Here is a 15,689-nt window from a genome sequence, read left to right as displayed (position 1 = left end):
CCGGCTCCCGTACGCACCCGCGAGACTCGGTACGACAAGACCCTGAACACGCCTCGGACCCGCTCCCGGGGAGGGAGCGGGTCCGAGGCGCCTACGTGGTTCGGAGGCCTACATGGTTCAGCGGACGAAGACCCCCGCCTGACTCGCCAGGTCCAGGAAGTACTGCGGAGCCACACCCAGCACCAGCGTGACCGCCACACCGAACCCGATCGCCGTCATGGTCAGCGGCGACGGCACGGCCACCGTCGGACCTTCCGGCCGCGGCTCACTGAAGAACATGAGCACGATCACGCGGATGTAGAAGAACGCCGCGATCGCCGACGAGATCACACCGACGACGACCAGCGCGCCCGCTCCGCTCTCCGCCGCCGCCTTGAACACGGCGAACTTCCCGGCGAAGCCCGAGGTCAGCGGAATGCCCGCGAAGGCCAGCAGGAAGACCGCGAAGACGGCCGCGACCAGCGGGGACCTGCGTCCGAGGCCCGCCCACTTGGACAGGTGCGTCGCCTCGCCGCCCGCGTCCCGGACCAAGGTCACGACCGCGAAGGCTCCGATCGTCACGAACGAGTACGCGGCCAGATAGAAGAGGACCGACGAGACGCCGTCCGGCGAGGCCGCGATGACACCCGCGAGGATGAACCCTGCGTGCGCGATTGACGAGTACGCGAGCAGCCGCTTGATGTCGGTCTGGGTGATCGCGACGATCGCACCGCCCAGCATGGTGACGACCGCGACGGCCCACATGACCGGCCGCCAGTCCCAGCGCAGGCCCGGCAGGACCACGTAGAGGAGTCGCAGCAGGGCTCCAAAGGCCGCCACCTTCGTCGCCGCCGCCATGAAGCCGGTGACTGGTGTCGGGGCGCCTTGGTAGACGTCCGGGGTCCACATGTGGAACGGCACCGCGCCGACCTTGAAGAGCAGGCCCATGACGACCATCGCGGCGCCGATGAGCAGCAGCGCGTCGTTGCCCATGGTGTCGGCGAGCGCCGGGTCGACGTTCGCGATCGTGCCGTCGACGACCTGAGCGATCGTCGCGTACGACACCGAGCCCGCATAGCCGTACAGCAGGGCGATGCCGAACAGGGTGAACGCGGAGGCGAAGGCACCGAGCAGGAAGTACTTGACCGCGGCCTCCTGCGACATGAGCCGCTTGCGGCGGGCCACGGCGCACAGCAGATACAAGGGCAGCGAGAAGACTTCCAGCGCGATGAACAGCGTCAGCAGGTCGTTGGCCGCCGGGAAGACCAGCATGCCGCCGATCGCGAAGAGCAGCAGCGGGAACACCTCGGTGGTGGTGAACCCCGCCTTCACCGCGGCCTTTTCGCTGTCGCTGCCGGGCACGGACGCGGCCTGGGCGGCGAACGAGTCGACGCGGTTGCCATGTGCCTCCGGGTCGAGCCGCCGCTCGGCGAAGGTGAACACGCCGAGCAGACCGGCGAGCAGGATCGTGCCCTGAAGGAAGAGCGCGGGCCCGTCGACGGCGATCGCGCCCATGGCCGCGATACGCGCCTTCGTCGTGCCGTATCCACCCGCCGCGAGCGCGACGACCGCGGCGAAGGCGGCGGCGAGCGCGACGACGGACACGAACACTTGAACGTAGTAGCGGGACTTGCGGGGCACGAAGGCCTCGACCAGCACCCCGACGACAGCCGCACCGATGACGATCAAGGTGGGCGACAATTGCCCGTACTCGATCTTCGGTGCGCCGATCTTCGAGATCGGTTCGGCCGCGGTTGCCGCCGTTGTCCACAGGCTGTGGATGGCTGATGCGCTCACTTGGCCGCCTCCACCTCAGGCTGGGGGTCCTTCTCGTGTACGTCTGACATGGTCTGCTGGACCGCCGGGTTGATGATGTCGGTGACCGGCTTCGGGTAGACGCCCAGGAAGATCAGCAGAGCGATCAGCGGGGCGACCACCAGGAGCTCACGCACCCTGAGGTCGGGCATCTCGGCGACCTCCGCCTTCACCGGGCCCGTCATCGTCCGCTGGTAGAGGACGAGCGTGTAGAGCGCGGCAAGGACGATGCCGAAGGTGGCGATGATGCCGACGGCCGGGTAGCGCGCGAACGCGCCGACCAGGACCAGGAATTCACTCACGAACGGCGCGAGCCCGGGGAGCGAGAGGGTCGCCAGGCCGCCGATCAGGAAGGTACCGGCGAGCACCGGGGCGACTTTCTGCACTCCTCCGTAGTCGGCGATCAGACGCGAGCCGCGCCGCGAGATCAGGAAGCCCGCCACCAGCATCAAGGCGGCCGTCGAGATCCCGTGGTTGACCATGTAGAGCGTCGCGCCCGACTGGCCCTGGCTGGTCATCGCGAAGATGCCCATGATGATGAACCCGAAGTGCGAGATCGACGCGTACGCCACCAGCCGCTTGATGTCCCGCTGGCCGACCGCGAGCAACGCCCCGTAGATGATGCTGATGAGCGCCAGGACGAGGATGACCGGCGTCGCCCACTTCGACGCCTCCGGGAAAAGCTGGAGACAGAAGCGGAGCATCGCGAAGGTGCCGACCTTGTCGACCACCGCCGTGATCAGTACGGCGACCGGGGCCGTGGCCTCCCCCATGGCGTTGGGCAGCCAGGTGTGCAGCGGCCACAGGGGTGCCTTCACCGCGAACGCGAAGAAGAAGCCGAGGAAGAGCCACCGTTCCGTGTTGGTCGCCATGTCGAGCGAACCATTGGCCCGAGCTTCGGCGATCTCCTGGAGCGAGAAGTTTCCGGCCACTACATAGAGGCCGATTACGGCGGCCAGCATGATCAGGCCGCCGACCAGGTTGTAGAGGAGGAACTTCACCGCGGCATACGACCGTTGCGTCGCCGCCACCTCGTCCCCGTGCTCGTGGGCACGGTCCCCGAAGCCGCCGATGAGGAAGTACATCGGGATGAGCATGGCTTCGAAGAAGATGTAGAAGAGAAAGACGTCGGTGGCCTCGAAGGAGAGGATCACCATCGCCTCGACGGCCAGGATCAGGGCGAAGAAGCCCTGCGTCGGCCGCCAGCGCTTGTTCCCGGTCTCGTGCGGGTCGGCGTCGTGCCAGCCCGCGAGAATCACGAACGGGATGAGCAGGGCGGTCAACGCGACGAGCGCCACCCCGATCCCGTCCACCCCCAACTCGTACCGCACCCCGAAGTCCTTGATCCAGGGGTGGGATTCGGTGAGCTGGTAGCGGTCGCCGTCGGGATCGAAGCGTACGAGCACGATCGCGGCCAGGACGAGCGTGGCGAGCGAGACGAGCAGCGCCAGCCACTTGGCGGCGACGCGCCGGGAAGCCGGCACGGCGGCCGTGGCGATCGCCCCGATCGCCGGGAGCGCCGCCGTCGCTGTCAGCAGAGGAAACGACATCGGTATCAGACCGCCCTCATCAGCAGGGTCGCGGCGATGAGGACCGCCGCACCGCCGAACATCGAGACCGCGTACGAGCGCGCATAGCCGTTCTGCAGCTTGCGCAGCCGCCCGGAGAGGCCGCCCATCGAGGCAGCCGTGCCGTTGACGACCCCGTCGACCAGGGTGTGGTCGACGTACACCAGGGAGCGTGTGAGGTGCTCCCCGCCGCGCACCAGCACGACGTGGTTGAAGTCGTCCTGGAGCAAGTCGCGCCGGGCGGCCCGGGTGAGCAGGGAGCCACGCGGGGCGACGACCGGGACGGGGCTGCGCCCGTACTGCGCGTACGCGATGGCGGCGCCGATGACCAGCAGGACCATCGTGGCGAGCGTGACCGTGAGGGCGCTGACCGGGGAGTCCCCGTGGCTGTGCCCGGTGACCGGCTCCAGCCAGTGCACAAAGCGGTCACCAATGCTGAAGTAGGCGCCCGCGCCCACCGATCCGACGGCCAGCACGATCATCGGGATCGTCATGGACCTCGGGGACTCGTGCGGGTGCGGCTCATGGCCTTCTGCGTCCGGCTGCCACCGCTTCTCTCCGAAGAACGTCATCAGCATCACGCGCGTCATGTAGTACGCGGTGATCGCCGCGCCCAGCAGGGCCACGCCGCCGAGGATCCAGCCCTCGGTGCCGCCCTTGGCGAAGGCCGCCTCGATGATCTTGTCCTTGGAGAAGAATCCGGACAGGCCCGGGAAGCCGATGATGGCCAGATAGCCGAGGCCGAAGGTGACGAAGGTGATCGGCATGTACGTACGCAGGCCACCGTACTTCCGCATGTCGACCTCGTCGTTCATGCCGTGCATCACCGAGCCGGCGCCGAGGAACAGTCCGGCCTTGAAGAAGCCGTGCGTCACCAGGTGCATGATCGCGAAGACGTAGCCGATGGGGCCGAGGCCCGCGGCCAGCACCATGTAGCCGATCTGCGACATCGTCGAACCGGCGAGCGCCTTCTTGATGTCGTCCTTCGCGCAACCGACGATCGCACCGAACAGGAGCGTGACGGCACCGACCACGGTGACGACGAGCTGTGCGTCGGGCGCCGCGTTGAAGATCGCGCCGGAGCGGACGATCAGGTACACACCCGCGGTCACCATGGTCGCGGCGTGGATGAGGGCCGAGACCGGGGTCGGACCTTCCATCGCGTCCCCGAGCCAGGACTGCAGCGGCACCTGGGCGGACTTGCCGCAGGCCGCGAGCAGCAGCATCAGGGCGACGGCAGTGAGCTTGCCCTCCGTCGCGTTGCCGACAAGTCCCGGCTCCTCATGGGTGCCGAGCACCGGCCCGAAGGCGAAGGTCCCGAAGGTCGTGAACATCAGCATGATCGCGATCGACAGACCCATGTCGCCGACGCGGTTGACCAGGAAGGCCTTCTTCGCGGCGGTGGCGGCGCTGGGCTTGTGCTGCCAGAAACCGATCAGCAGGTACGAGGCGAGGCCGACGCCCTCCCAGCCGACGTACAGCAGAAGGTAGTTGTCGGCGAGGACGAGCAGCAGCATCGCCGCGAGGAACAGGTTCAGATAGCCGAAGAAGCGGCGGCGCCGCTCGTCGTGCTCCATGTACCCGATCGAGTACAGGTGAATGAGCGAGCCGACGCCGGTGATCAGCAGGACGAACGTCATCGACAGCTGGTCGAGCTGGAAGGCGACGTCCGCCTGGAAGCCCTCGACAGGGATCCAGCTGTACAGGTACTGGTCCATGGTCCGGTGGTCGGCGCTCTTGCCCAGCATGTCGGCGAACAGGATCGCGCCGATCACGAAGGAGGTGGCCGCGAGGGCCGTGCCGATCCAGTGGCCGACGGCGTCGAGCCGCCGACCGCCGCACAGCAGTACGGCCGCTCCGAGCAGAGGCGCCGCTACCAGCAGCGCAATCAGGTTCTCCACGATTCAGCGACCCCTTACAACTTCATCAGGCTGGCGTCGTCGACCGAGGCCGAGTGGCGGGAACGGAACAGCGACACGATGATCGCGAGCCCGACCACGACCTCCGCGGCGGCGACGACCATCGTGAAGAAGGCGATGATCTGGCCGTCGAGATTGCCGTGCATGCGGGAGAAGGCGACGAACGCGAGGTTGCAGGCGTTGAGCATCAGCTCGACGCACATGAACACCACGATCGCGTTGCGCCTGACCAGCACACCGGTGGCGCCGATCGTGAACAACAGGGCTGCGAGATAGAGGTAGTTGACCGGGTTCACTTGGACGCCTCCTCCGTCTTCGTGCGATCCAGGCGTTCTTCGGCGCGCTGCTCCAGGGCTTTCAGCTCGCTCAGCGACTCGGTCGACACATCGCGGATCTGGCCGCGCTCCCGCAGCGTCTTGTTGACGGTCAGCTCGGACGGGGTGCCGTCGGGGAGGAGGCCCGCGATGTCCACCGCGTTGTGCCGGGCGTAGACACCGGGCGCCGGCAGCGGCGGCAGGTGCTTGCCCTCGCGGACGCGCTGCTCGGACAGCTCGCGCTGAGTCTTGGCCCGCTCGGTGCGCTCGCGGTGCGTGAGCACCATGGCGCCGACGGCGGCCGTGATCAGCAGGGCGCCGGTGATTTCGAAGGCGAACACGTACTTCGTGAAGATGAGGGCCGCGAGGCCCTCCACATTGCCGCCGGAGTTGGCCTGACCCAGACCGTTGAACTCCGTCAGGGACGCGTTGCCGATGCCCGCGACCAGCAGAGCGCCGAAGCCGAGTCCGCACACCAGGGCCAGCCAGCGCTGCCCCTTGATGGTCTCCTTCAGGGAGTCCGCCGCGGTGACACCGACGAGCATGACCACGAACAGGAACAGCATCATGATCGCGCCGGTGTAGACGACGATCTGCACGACGCCCAGGAAGTACGCGCCGTTGGCGAGGTAGAACACCGCCAGGACGATCATGGTCCCGGCGAGACAGAGCGCGCTGTGCACCGACTTCTTCATGAAGACGGTGCACAGGGCGCCGATCACGGCGACAGTGCCGAGGATCCAGAACTGGAAGGCCTCTCCGGTGGAGGTGGAGTAGGCGGCCAGGTCGGTCATGCCCCCACCCCCTCTTCCGTGGGCTTCTCACCCTTGGAGACGGCGACTTGGCGCTCCGTACCCGGAGCCGCCTCGGTCACCAGACCCCGGTAGTAGTCCTGCTCGTCCATGCCGGGGAAGATCGAGTGCGGTGTGTCGACCATGCCCTCCTCAAGCCCGGCGAGCAGCTGCTCCTTGGTGTAGATGAGGTTGGCGCGGCTCGAGTCGGCGAGCTCGAACTCGTTCGTCATCGTGAGCGCGCGCGTGGGGCACGCCTCGATGCACAGGCCGCACAGGATGCAGCGGGCGTAGTTGATCTGGTAGACGCGGCCGTACCGCTCGCCTGGCGAGTAGCGCTCCTCGTCGGTGTTGTCCGCGCCCTCCACATAGATGGCGTCCGCGGGGCAGGCCCAGGCGCACAGCTCGCAGCCGACACACTTCTCCAAGCCGTCCGGATGGCGGTTGAGCTGGTGCCGGCCGTGGAACCGCGGGGCGGTGGTCTTCGGCTGCTCCGGGTACTGCTCCGTCAGGCGCTTCTTGAACATGGCCTTGAAGGTCACGCCGAAGCCGGCGACGGGGTTCTGGAAACCGGGCTTGGTCTCCTTCGGCTCCTCAGCCATCGGACCCCTCCTTTCCGTCACGAGATCCGCCAATCGATCCGTCACTCGCAGTATCGGACCCACCACTGACAATCAACTCGCGCTCGCGGCGCGGGCGGCGCCGAGGCACCGGTGGCAGCTCCTGTCCGGGCAGTGGCGGTACGGGGAATCCGCCCGCCATCGGGTCGAAGCCGACAGGTTCGGCGGGCGTCTCCTGGGCCTGCGCGCCCTGCTTGTCCCGGAAGATGTCCACGGCGAACGAGAGCAACAGCAGGGCCAGGACACCGCCGCCGACGTACAGGGCGATGTCGGCGAAGTCGTAGTTCTCGTTCCTGAGGGTCCGTACGGTCGCGACGAGCATCAGCCAGACCACGGAGACCGGGATGAGGACCTTCCAGCCGAGCTTCATCAGCTGGTCGTAGCGGACACGCGGAAGCGTGCCGCGCAGCCAGATGAAGAAGAACAGCAACAGCTGCACCTTCACCACGAACCAGAGCATCGGCCACCAGCCGTGGTTGGCGCCCTCCCAGAAGCTGCTGATGGGCCACGGGGCCCGCCAGCCGCCCAGGAAGAGCGTGACCGACACGGCCGAGACCGTCACCATGTTCACGTACTCGGCGAGCATGAACAGGGCGAACTTGATCGACGAGTACTCGGTGTTGAAGCCGCCGACCAGGTCGCCCTCGGACTCCGGCATGTCAAAGGGGGCGCGGTTGGTCTCCCCGACCATCGTCACGATGTAGATCACGAACGAGACCGGCAGCAGGATGATGTACCAGCGGTCCTGCTGCTGTTCGACGATCGTCGACGTCGACATCGACCCGGAGTACAGGAACACCGAGGCGAACGCGGCACCCATGGCGATCTCGTACGAGATCATCTGCGCGCAGGACCGCAGACCGCCGAGGAGCGGATACGTCGACCCGGAGGACCATCCCGCGAGCACGATTCCGTAGATGCCCACCGAGGCGACCGCGAGGATGTAGAGCAGCGCGATCGGCAGGTCGGTCAGCTGCATCGTGGTGCGATGGCCGAAGATCGAGATCTCGTTGCCCGCGGGTCCGAAGGGGATCACCGCGATCGCCATGAAGGCCGGGATGGCCGCGACGATCGGCGCGAGGACGTAGACCACCTTGTCCGCGCGTTTGACGATGACGTCTTCCTTGAGCATCAGCTTCACGCCGTCGGCGAGCGACTGGAGCATTCCCCAGGGACCGTGCCGGTTGGGGCCGATGCGCAACTGCATCCAGGCAACGACCTTGCGCTCCCACACGATGGAGAAGAGCACGGTCACCATCAGGAAGGCGAAGCAGAAGACCGCCTTGATGACAACCAGCCACCAGGGGTCGCGGCCGAACATGGAGAGGTCTTCCGCGGCGAGGTACGGAGTCATGCCTCCACCTCCTTGGGGCCCTCGGTGGCGAGCGTCGCCGGGCCGATGTGGACGAGTGCGCCGGGCAGCGCCCCCGTGTCGGAAGCGACACCGCCCCCGGTGGAGTTCAGCGGGAGCCAGACCACGCGGTCGGGCATCTCGGTGATCTGCAGCGGAAGTTCGACAGTTCCGGCACTACCGGTGACAGCGAGGAGGTCGCCCTCCTTGACGCCCGCCTCGGCGGCCGTGGCGGGCGACACGCGCGCGCGTGCGGCATGCCGGGTCCCGGCGAGCGCATCGTCGCCCTCCTGGAGGCGGCCTCGGTCGAGGAGCAGCCGGTGGCCCGCGAGCACGGCCTCCCCGACAGCGGGGCGCGGCAGCGGGACCGCGGTCTCCAAGGGGTCGGTGGCCCGCGGCCCGTCCCAGGCGCCGAGCCGGTCCAGCTCCCCGCGCGCGGTGCGCAGATCCGGCAGGCCGAGGTGTACGTCCATCGCGTCGGCGAGCATCTGCAGCACGCGCGCGTCGGTGGGCGCCGACCCGCGGGTCATCTGGTCGGGCTTGAGCGCGGCCTCGAAGAGGCGGACCCGGCCTTCCCAGTTGAGGAAGGTGCCCGCCTTCTCAGCGACGGCGGCCACCGGGAGGACGACATCCGCCTGCTCCGTGACCTCGCTGGGACGCAGCTCGAGGGACACCAGGAAGCCGACTTCGGACAGAGCCGCACGCGCGCGTGCCGGATCGGGGAGGTCGGCGACCTCCACACCCGCCACCACCAGAGCCCGCAACTCACCACCGGCGGCGGCCTCGACGATCTGGCCGGTGTCACGGCCGTAACGATGCGGGAGTTCGGAGACGCCCCAGGCGGCCGCGACCTCCTCTCGCGCGCGCGGGTCGGTGGCCGGACGTCCACCCGGCAGCAGCGACGGCAGCGCACCCGCCTCGATCGCGCCGCGCTCTCCTGCCCGGCGCGGGATCCACGCCAACTGGGCGCCGGTCGCGGACGCGGCCCGTACGGCGGCGGTGAGCCCGCCCGCCACGGCGGCGAGCCGCTCACCGACGACGATCAACGCACCTTCGGTGCGCAGCGCCTCCGCGGCCCTGGCGCCGTCGCCCTCCAGGCTCACGCCACTCGCAAGGGCATCCAGCCACTCGGTCTCGGTGCCGGGCGCGGCGGGCAGCAGCGTGCCGCCCGCCTTCTCCAGACCGCGTGTCGCGTGCGTGGCCAGCGAGAAAGTCCGCTGCCCGTGCCCGCGCCAGGCCTTGCGCAGCCGCAGGAAGATGCCGGGCGCCTCCTCCTCCGACTCGAAGCCGACGAGCAGGACGGCGGGCGCCTTCTCCAGGGAGGTGTACGTGGTGCCCGTACCGTCGAGGTCCCGGCCACGTCCGGCGACCCTGGCCGCCAGGAAGTCGGCCTCCTCGGCGCTGTGCACGCGCGCGCGGAAGTCGATGTCGTTCGTGTCGAGGGCCACGCGCGCGAACTTGCTGTAGGCGTAGGCGTCTTCGACAGTGAGACGGCCACCGGTCAGGACGCCGGTCCTGCCGCGGGCGGCCAGCAGCCCCTGAGCCGCCGCATCCAGTGCCTCCGGCCAGGAGGCCGGTTCAAGGACACCGTCGGCATTGCGGACGAGGGGCGTATCCAGCCGGTCCCGCTGTTGCGCGTACCGGAATCCGAACCGCCCCTTGTCGCAGAGCCACTCCTCGTTGACCTCGGGGTCGGGGGACGCGAGGCGCCGCATGACCTTGCCGCGCCGGTGGTCGGTGCGGGTCGCGCAGCCGCCGGAGCAGTGCTCGCACACCGAGTGCGAGGAGACGAGGTCGAAGGGCCGGGAGCGGAAGCGATACGCCGCCGAGGTCAGCGCGCCGACCGGGCAGATCTGGATCGTGTTCCCGGAGAAGTACGACTCGAAGGGGTCGCCCTCGCCGGTACCGATCTGCTGGAGCGCGCCCCGCTCGACCATCTCGATCATCGGGTCGCCCGCGATCTGGTTGGAGAAGCGGGTGCAGCGGGCGCACAGCACACACCGCTCGCGGTCGAGCAGCACCTGTGTGGAGATCGGGACCGGCTTCTCGTACGTCCGCTTCCTGCCCTCGAAGCGGGACTCGGCGTGGCCGTGCGACATGGCCTGGTTCTGCAAGGGGCACTCGCCGCCTTTGTCGCAGACCGGGCAGTCCAGCGGGTGGTTGATGAGCAGGAGCTCCATCACACCCTTCTGGGCCTTTTCGGCGACGGGCGAGGTGAGATGAGTCTTGACGACCATCCCGTCCGTACAGGTGATCGTGCAGGACGCCATGGGCTTGCGCTGACCCTCGACCTCGACGATGCACTGGCGGCAGGCACCGGCCGGGTCGAGCAGCGGATGGTCGCAGAATCGGGGGATCTCGATGCCGAGCTGTTCGGCCGCGCGGATGACCAGGGTGCCCTTGGGCACGCTGATCTCGGCGCCGTCGATCGTCAGCGAGACGAGGTCCTCCGGCGGGACCCCCGCCTCCCCCCCTCCGGAGGGAGCGCTGGTGGTCACGGTCATGCGTTCACCTCCGTGCGGTCGGCCCAAGCCGTGGACTTGGCCGGGTCAAAGGGGCAGCCGCGGCCCGTGATGTGCTGCTCGTACTCCTCACGGAAGTACTTGAGCGAGGAGAAGATCGGCGAGGCGGCACCGTCGCCGAGGGCGCAGAACGACTTGCCGTTGATGTTGTCGGCGATGTCGTTCAGCTTGTCGAGGTCGGACATGACGCCCTTGCCGGCCTCGATGTCGCGCAGCAACTGCACGAGCCAGTACGTCCCTTCGCGGCAGGGCGTGCACTTGCCGCAGGACTCATGGGCGTAGAACTCGGTCCAGCGGGTGACGGCGCGAACGACGCACGTCGTCTCGTCGAAGCACTGGAGTGCTTTTGTGCCGAGCATGGAACCTGCGGCACCCACTCCTTCGTAATCAAGAGGGACGTCGAGGTGCTCGTCGGTGAACATCGGCGTCGAGGAGCCGCCCGGCGTCCAGAACTTCAGCCGGTGGCCGGGCCTGATCCCGCCGCTCATGTCGAGGAGTTGACGCAATGTGATGCCGAGCGGGGCCTCGTACTGGCCGGGATTGGCGACATGGCCGCTGAGCGAGTAGAGAGTGAAGCCCGGGGACTTCTCGCTGCCCATCGACCTGAACCATTCCGTGCCTTTGTGGAGGATTGCGGGAACTGATGCGATCGACTCGACGTTATTTACAACAGTTGGGCACGCATAGAGGCCCGCGACGGCAGGGAAGGGGGGACGGAGTCGCGGCTGCCCACGGCGGCCTTCGAGCGAGTCGAGCAGTGCGGTCTCCTCACCGCAGATGTACGCGCCCGCGCCCGCGTGCACGGTGAGCTGGAGGTCGAGTCCGCTGCCCAGGATGTTCTCGCCCAGGTAGCCCGCCGCATAGGCCTCTCGGACGGCCTCGTGCAACCGCCGCAGTACGGGGACGACTTCACCGCGGAGATAGATGAAGGCATGCGAAGACCGGATGGCATAACACGCGATCACAATGCCCTCGATGAGGCTATGCGGGTTCGCGAAGAGGAGGGGGATGTCCTTACAGGTTCCCGGCTCCGATTCGTCGGCGTTGACAACTAGATAGTGAGGCTTGCCATCACCCTGAGGAATGAACTGCCATTTCATTCCGGTGGGAAATCCCGCGCCGCCTCGGCCGCGCAGGCCGGACTCCTTGACGTACGCGATCAGGTCGTCCGGCGACATGGCCAGCGCCTTGCGCAGCCCCTCGTACCCCTCGTGCCTCCGGTAGACGTCCAGCGTCCAGGACCTGTCCTCGTCCCAGAAGGCGGACAGCACGGGTGCGAGCAGCTTCTCGGGGCTGCTCTCGTTGATCTCGGGTGCCAAGGTCATCACTCCCCCTCCTCTGCGACAGGCCCCGCCGGGTGGGACGGGTCGGAGGCCGACGTGTCCTGCGGGGCGTCGTGCGAGCTCAGGTGCTCGGCGGGCGGCCGGTCCTGAGGCGCCTCACCACCGCGCGGGTGCACCACGCGCGCGGGGGCTGTCTCGCCCTTGGCCAGGCGCAGCCCGATCAGTGATGCCGGACCCGCGCTGCCGCTCGCCTCGACGGCCCCCTCGCGCTCGTCCGGGAAGCCCGCCAGGATCCGTGCGGTGTCCTTGAACGTGCACAAGGGGGCACCGCGGGTGGGTGCGACCTGTGCTCCCGCGCGCAGGTCGTCGACGAGGCGCTTCGCGGAGTTCACGGTCTGGTTGTCGAAGAACTCCCAGTTGACCATCACGACCGGCGCGAAGTCGCAGGCCGCGTTGCACTCGATGTGCTCCAGGGTGACCTTGCCGTCGTCGGTCGTCTCGCCGTTGCCGACGCCCAGGTGGTCCTGGAGGGCCTCGAAGATCGCGTCGCCGCCCATGACCGCGCACAGGGTGTTGGTGCAGACGCCCACCTGGTAGTCGCCGCTCGGCCTGCGCCGGTACATCGAGTAGAAGGTCGCGACCGCGGTGACCTCGGCCGTGGTCAGGTCGAGCATGTCCGCGCAGAACCGCTGCCCCGTGCGCGTGACATGGCCCTCCTCCGACTGCACGAGATGCAGCAACGGAAGGAGCGCCGAGCGGGAGTCCGGGTAGCGGGCGATGATCTCGCGTGCGTCCGCTTCGAGCCGGGCTCGAACGTCGTCCGGGTAGTCGGGCGCGGGCAGTTGGGGCATGCCCAGGCTGACGCCCTCGGCGGGGGTGGTGGTCACCGGTCGACGCCTCCCATCACGGGGTCGATGGACGCGACGGCGACGATGACGTCGGCAACCTGGCCGCCCTCGCACATCGCCGCCATGGCCTGAAGGTTGGTGAAGGACGGGTCGCGGAAGTGGACCCGGTAGGGGCGGGTGCCTCCGTCGGACACGACGTGCACCCCGAGCTCGCCCTTGGGTGACTCGACCGCCGCGTACGCCTGTCCCGGCGGGACGCGGAAGCCCTCCGTCACCAGCTTGAAGTGGTGGATCAGGGCCTCCATGGAGGTGCCCATGATCTTCTTGATGTGGTCGAGGGAGTTGCCGAGACCGTCGGGGCCGAGTGCGAGCTGGGCGGGCCAGGCGATCTTCTTGTCGGCGACCATGACCGGCCCGGGCTGCAGACGGTCCAGGCACTGCTCGACGATGCGCAGCGACTGGCGCATCTCCTCCAGACGGATCAGGAAGCGCCCGTAGGAGTCGCAGGTGTCGGTGGTCGGGACGTCGAAGTCGTACGTCTCGTAGCCGCAGTAGGGCTGGGACTTGCGCAGATCGTGCGGGAGGCCGGCCGAGCGGAGGATCGGGCCGGTGGCGCCGAGTGCCATACAGCCGGCCAGGTCGAGGTAGCCGACGTCCTGCATACGGGCCTTGAAGATGGGGTTCCCGGTGGCCAGCTTGTCGTACTCGGGAAGGTTCTTCCTCATCTTCTTGACGAACTCACGGATCTGGTCCACCGCGCCGGGCGGCAGGTCCTGGGCGAGTCCGCCGGGTCGGATGTACGCGTGGTTCATCCGCAGGCCGGTGATCAGCTCGTAGATATCGAGAATGAGTTCACGATCACGGAAGCCGTAGATCATGATCGTGGTGGCGCCCAGTTCCATGCCTCCGGTGGCAATGCACACCAGATGGGAGGAGAGTCGGTTCAGCTCCATCAGGAGCACACGGATGATCGTGGCGCGGTCGGGGATCTCGTCCTCGATGCCGAGGAGCTTCTCGACGGCGAGACAGTAAGCCGTCTCGTTGAAGAACGGCGTCAGGTAGTCCATGCGCGTCACGAAGGTGGTGCCCTGCGTCCACGTGCGGAACTCAAGGTTCTTCTCGATGCCGGTGTGGAGGTAGCCGATGCCGCAGCGGGCCTCGGTGACCGTCTCGCCGTCGATCTCCAGGATGAGTCGGAGCACGCCGTGAGTGGACGGGTGCTGCGGGCCCATGTTGACGATGATGCGCTCGTCGTCGGACTTCACCGCGGACTGGGCGACCTCGTCCCAGTCGCCACCGGTGACCGTGTATACGGTGCCCTCGGTCGTCTCGCGGGCCGAGGCGGCGGACGCGCCGGAAGAAGGAGTCTGCGTGCTCATGAGTACGACCTCCGCTGGTCCGGAGCCGGGATCTGGGCGCCCTTGTACTCGACGGGGATGCCGCCGAGGGGGTAGTCCTTGCGCTGCGGGAAGCCCTGCCAGTCGTCCGGCATCATGATCCGCGTCAGCGCTGGGTGGCCGTCGAAGATGAGACCGAAGAAGTCGTAGGTCTCGCGCTCGTGCCAGTCGTTCGTCGGATAGACGGAGACGAGCGACGGGACGTGCGGGTCGGCGTCGGGGGCGCTGACTTCGAGGCGGATCAGCCGGTTGTGGGTGATCGAGCGCAGGTGGTAGACGGCATGCAGCTCGCGGCCCTTGTCACTGAGGTAGTGCACTCCGCTCACGCCCGTGCACAGTTCGAAGCGAAGGGCCGGGTCGTCGCGGAGGGTCTGGGCGACGCGGACCAGGTACTCGCGTTCGATGTGGAAGGTGAGCTCGTCACGGTCGACGATCGTCTTCTCGATCACGTTTTCCGGGACGAGGCCCTGTTCCTCCAAGGCGCCCTCCAGTTCGTCGGCGACCTCGTCGAACCAGCCGCCGTAGGGGCGGGAGGCCGGGCCGGGCAGCCGGATGGAGCGCACCAGACCGCCGTAGCCGGAGGTGTCGCCGCCGTTGTTGGCGCCGAACATCCCGCGCTGGACGCGGATCTCCTCGCCGCCCTCACCACGCTGGCCGGGGAGATTGGACGCGCCGAGGTCCTTCTCCGGGTTCACGCCGTTGCCGGCGCCATTCGCGTCGCTCACCGCAGCAGGCCCTTCATCTCGATGGTGGGGAGCGCCTTGAGCGCCGCTTCCTCCGCCTCGCGGGCCGCCTCCTCGGCGTTCACACCGAGCTTCGAGGTCTGGATCTTCTGGTGGAGCTTGAGAATCGCGTCCATCAGCATCTCGGGCCGCGGCGGACAGCCGGGCAAGTAAATATCGACCGGGACAATGTGGTCGACGCCCTGCACAATGGCGTAGTTGTTGAACATTCCGCCCGACGACGCACAGACCCCCATGGAGATCACCCACTTCGGGTTGGGCATCTGGTCATAGACCTGCCGCAGCACCGGCGCCATCTTCTGACTGACACGTCCGGCGACGATCATGAGGTCCGCCTGGCGCGGTGATCCGCGGAAGACCTCCATACCGAAGCGCGCCAGGTCGTAGCGGCCCGCGCCGGTCGTCATCATCTCGATGGCACAGCAGGCCAGTCCGAAGGTGGCGGGGAAGACGGACGCCTTGCGCACCCAGCCCGCGGCCTGCTCGACGGTGGTCAGCAGGAATCCGCTCGGCAGCTTTTCTTCGAGTCCCATGTCTTA

General features: G+C 67.9%; 13 protein-coding genes. All 13 read right to left on the bottom strand.

From position 1 onward, the window contains the following. Positions 1-117: 117 nt before the first annotated feature. From nuoN to AB0D57_RS00325, 13 genes are read right to left on the bottom strand one after another with little or no spacing between them, the layout of a single operon-like run. Positions 118-1,776, bottom strand: coding sequence for an NADH-quinone oxidoreductase subunit NuoN (gene nuoN, locus AB0D57_RS00385; RefSeq protein WP_362065234.1), 1,659 nt, complete (start codon positions 1,774-1,776; stop codon positions 118-120). Then, positions 1,773-3,344: an NADH-quinone oxidoreductase subunit M gene (locus AB0D57_RS00380; protein ID WP_362065231.1), complete on the bottom strand. Its 1,572-nt coding sequence runs from the start codon at positions 3,342-3,344 to the stop codon at positions 1,773-1,775. The genes nuoN and AB0D57_RS00380 overlap by 4 nt, the downstream gene beginning before the upstream one ends. Positions 3,345-3,349: 5 nt before the next feature. Continuing rightward, positions 3,350-5,263 (bottom strand): NADH-quinone oxidoreductase subunit L, encoded by a 1,914-nt coding sequence (gene nuoL, locus AB0D57_RS00375; protein WP_362065228.1) that lies wholly within the window; start codon positions 5,261-5,263, stop codon positions 3,350-3,352. 14 nt (positions 5,264-5,277) lie between these two features. Then, positions 5,278-5,577 (bottom strand): NADH-quinone oxidoreductase subunit NuoK, encoded by a 300-nt coding sequence (nuoK, locus tag AB0D57_RS00370; RefSeq protein WP_030401737.1) that lies wholly within the window; start codon positions 5,575-5,577, stop codon positions 5,278-5,280. Continuing rightward, positions 5,574-6,389, bottom strand: a complete 816-nt coding sequence (locus AB0D57_RS00365; protein WP_362065224.1) for an NADH-quinone oxidoreductase subunit J — start codon at positions 6,387-6,389, stop codon at positions 5,574-5,576. Before AB0D57_RS00365 ends, nuoK begins: the two co-directional genes overlap by 4 nt. Then, entirely contained in the window at positions 6,386-6,988 is a 603-nt protein-coding gene (gene nuoI, locus AB0D57_RS00360; protein ID WP_362065221.1) for an NADH-quinone oxidoreductase subunit NuoI, read from the bottom strand. Before nuoI ends, AB0D57_RS00365 begins: the two co-directional genes overlap by 4 nt. Continuing rightward, positions 6,981-8,360, bottom strand: a complete 1,380-nt coding sequence (gene nuoH, locus AB0D57_RS00355; protein ID WP_362065218.1) for an NADH-quinone oxidoreductase subunit NuoH — start codon at positions 8,358-8,360, stop codon at positions 6,981-6,983. The genes nuoI and nuoH overlap by 8 nt, the downstream gene beginning before the upstream one ends. Beyond that, positions 8,357-10,861 (bottom strand): NADH-quinone oxidoreductase subunit G, encoded by a 2,505-nt coding sequence (locus tag AB0D57_RS00350; RefSeq protein ID WP_362065215.1) that lies wholly within the window; start codon positions 10,859-10,861, stop codon positions 8,357-8,359. The genes nuoH and AB0D57_RS00350 overlap by 4 nt, the downstream gene beginning before the upstream one ends. After that, complete coding sequence (nuoF, locus tag AB0D57_RS00345; protein WP_362065212.1) at positions 10,858-12,207, bottom strand: NADH-quinone oxidoreductase subunit NuoF; 1,350 nt, start codon at positions 12,205-12,207, stop codon at positions 10,858-10,860. The genes AB0D57_RS00350 and nuoF overlap by 4 nt, the downstream gene beginning before the upstream one ends. After that, positions 12,204-13,049 (bottom strand): NADH-quinone oxidoreductase subunit NuoE, encoded by an 846-nt coding sequence (gene nuoE / locus AB0D57_RS00340; protein ID WP_362065209.1) that lies wholly within the window; start codon positions 13,047-13,049, stop codon positions 12,204-12,206. Before nuoE ends, nuoF begins: the two co-directional genes overlap by 4 nt. Continuing rightward, on the bottom strand, positions 13,046-14,389 hold the full coding sequence (locus tag AB0D57_RS00335; RefSeq protein ID WP_362065206.1) for an NADH-quinone oxidoreductase subunit D: 1,344 nt from the start codon (positions 14,387-14,389) through the stop codon (positions 13,046-13,048). The genes nuoE and AB0D57_RS00335 overlap by 4 nt, the downstream gene beginning before the upstream one ends. Beyond that, positions 14,386-15,132: an NADH-quinone oxidoreductase subunit C gene (locus AB0D57_RS00330; RefSeq protein ID WP_362065203.1), complete on the bottom strand. Its 747-nt coding sequence runs from the start codon at positions 15,130-15,132 to the stop codon at positions 14,386-14,388. Before AB0D57_RS00330 ends, AB0D57_RS00335 begins: the two co-directional genes overlap by 4 nt. Continuing rightward, positions 15,129-15,683, bottom strand: a complete 555-nt coding sequence (locus tag AB0D57_RS00325) for an NADH-quinone oxidoreductase subunit B (protein ID WP_003998928.1) — start codon at positions 15,681-15,683, stop codon at positions 15,129-15,131. Before AB0D57_RS00325 ends, AB0D57_RS00330 begins: the two co-directional genes overlap by 4 nt. Between the last annotated feature and the right edge of the window lie 6 nt (positions 15,684-15,689).

It is taken from the genome of Streptomyces sp. NPDC048275, assembly GCF_040652275.1.
Classification (GTDB): Bacteria; Actinomycetota; Actinomycetes; order Streptomycetales; family Streptomycetaceae; genus Streptomyces.
Note: the sequence above shows the minus strand (reverse complement) of the source record. Positions and strands in the feature narration are given on the sequence as shown.

What these genes read in the sequence shown, in the direction of transcription:
- AB0D57_RS00380 (WP_362065231.1), bottom strand. Translation starts at nt 3,344, where the DNA reads ATGTCGTTTCCTCTGCTGACAGCGACGGCGGCGCTCCCGGCGATCGGG.
- AB0D57_RS00365 (WP_362065224.1), bottom strand. Translation starts at nt 6,389, where the DNA reads ATGACCGACCTGGCCGCCTACTCCACCTCCACCGGAGAGGCCTTCCAG.
- nuoI (WP_362065221.1), bottom strand. Translation starts at nt 6,988, where the DNA reads ATGGCTGAGGAGCCGAAGGAGACCAAGCCCGGTTTCCAGAACCCCGTC.
- nuoH (WP_362065218.1), bottom strand. Translation starts at nt 8,360, where the DNA reads ATGACTCCGTACCTCGCCGCGGAAGACCTCTCCATGTTCGGCCGCGAC.
- AB0D57_RS00350 (WP_362065215.1), bottom strand. Translation starts at nt 10,861, where the DNA reads ATGACCGTGACCACCAGCGCTCCCTCCGGAGGGGGGGAGGCGGGGGTC.
- AB0D57_RS00335 (WP_362065206.1), bottom strand. Translation starts at nt 14,389, where the DNA reads ATGAGCACGCAGACTCCTTCTTCCGGCGCGTCCGCCGCCTCGGCCCGC.
- AB0D57_RS00325 (WP_003998928.1), bottom strand. Translation starts at nt 15,683, where the DNA reads ATGGGACTCGAAGAAAAGCTGCCGAGCGGATTCCTGCTGACCACCGTC.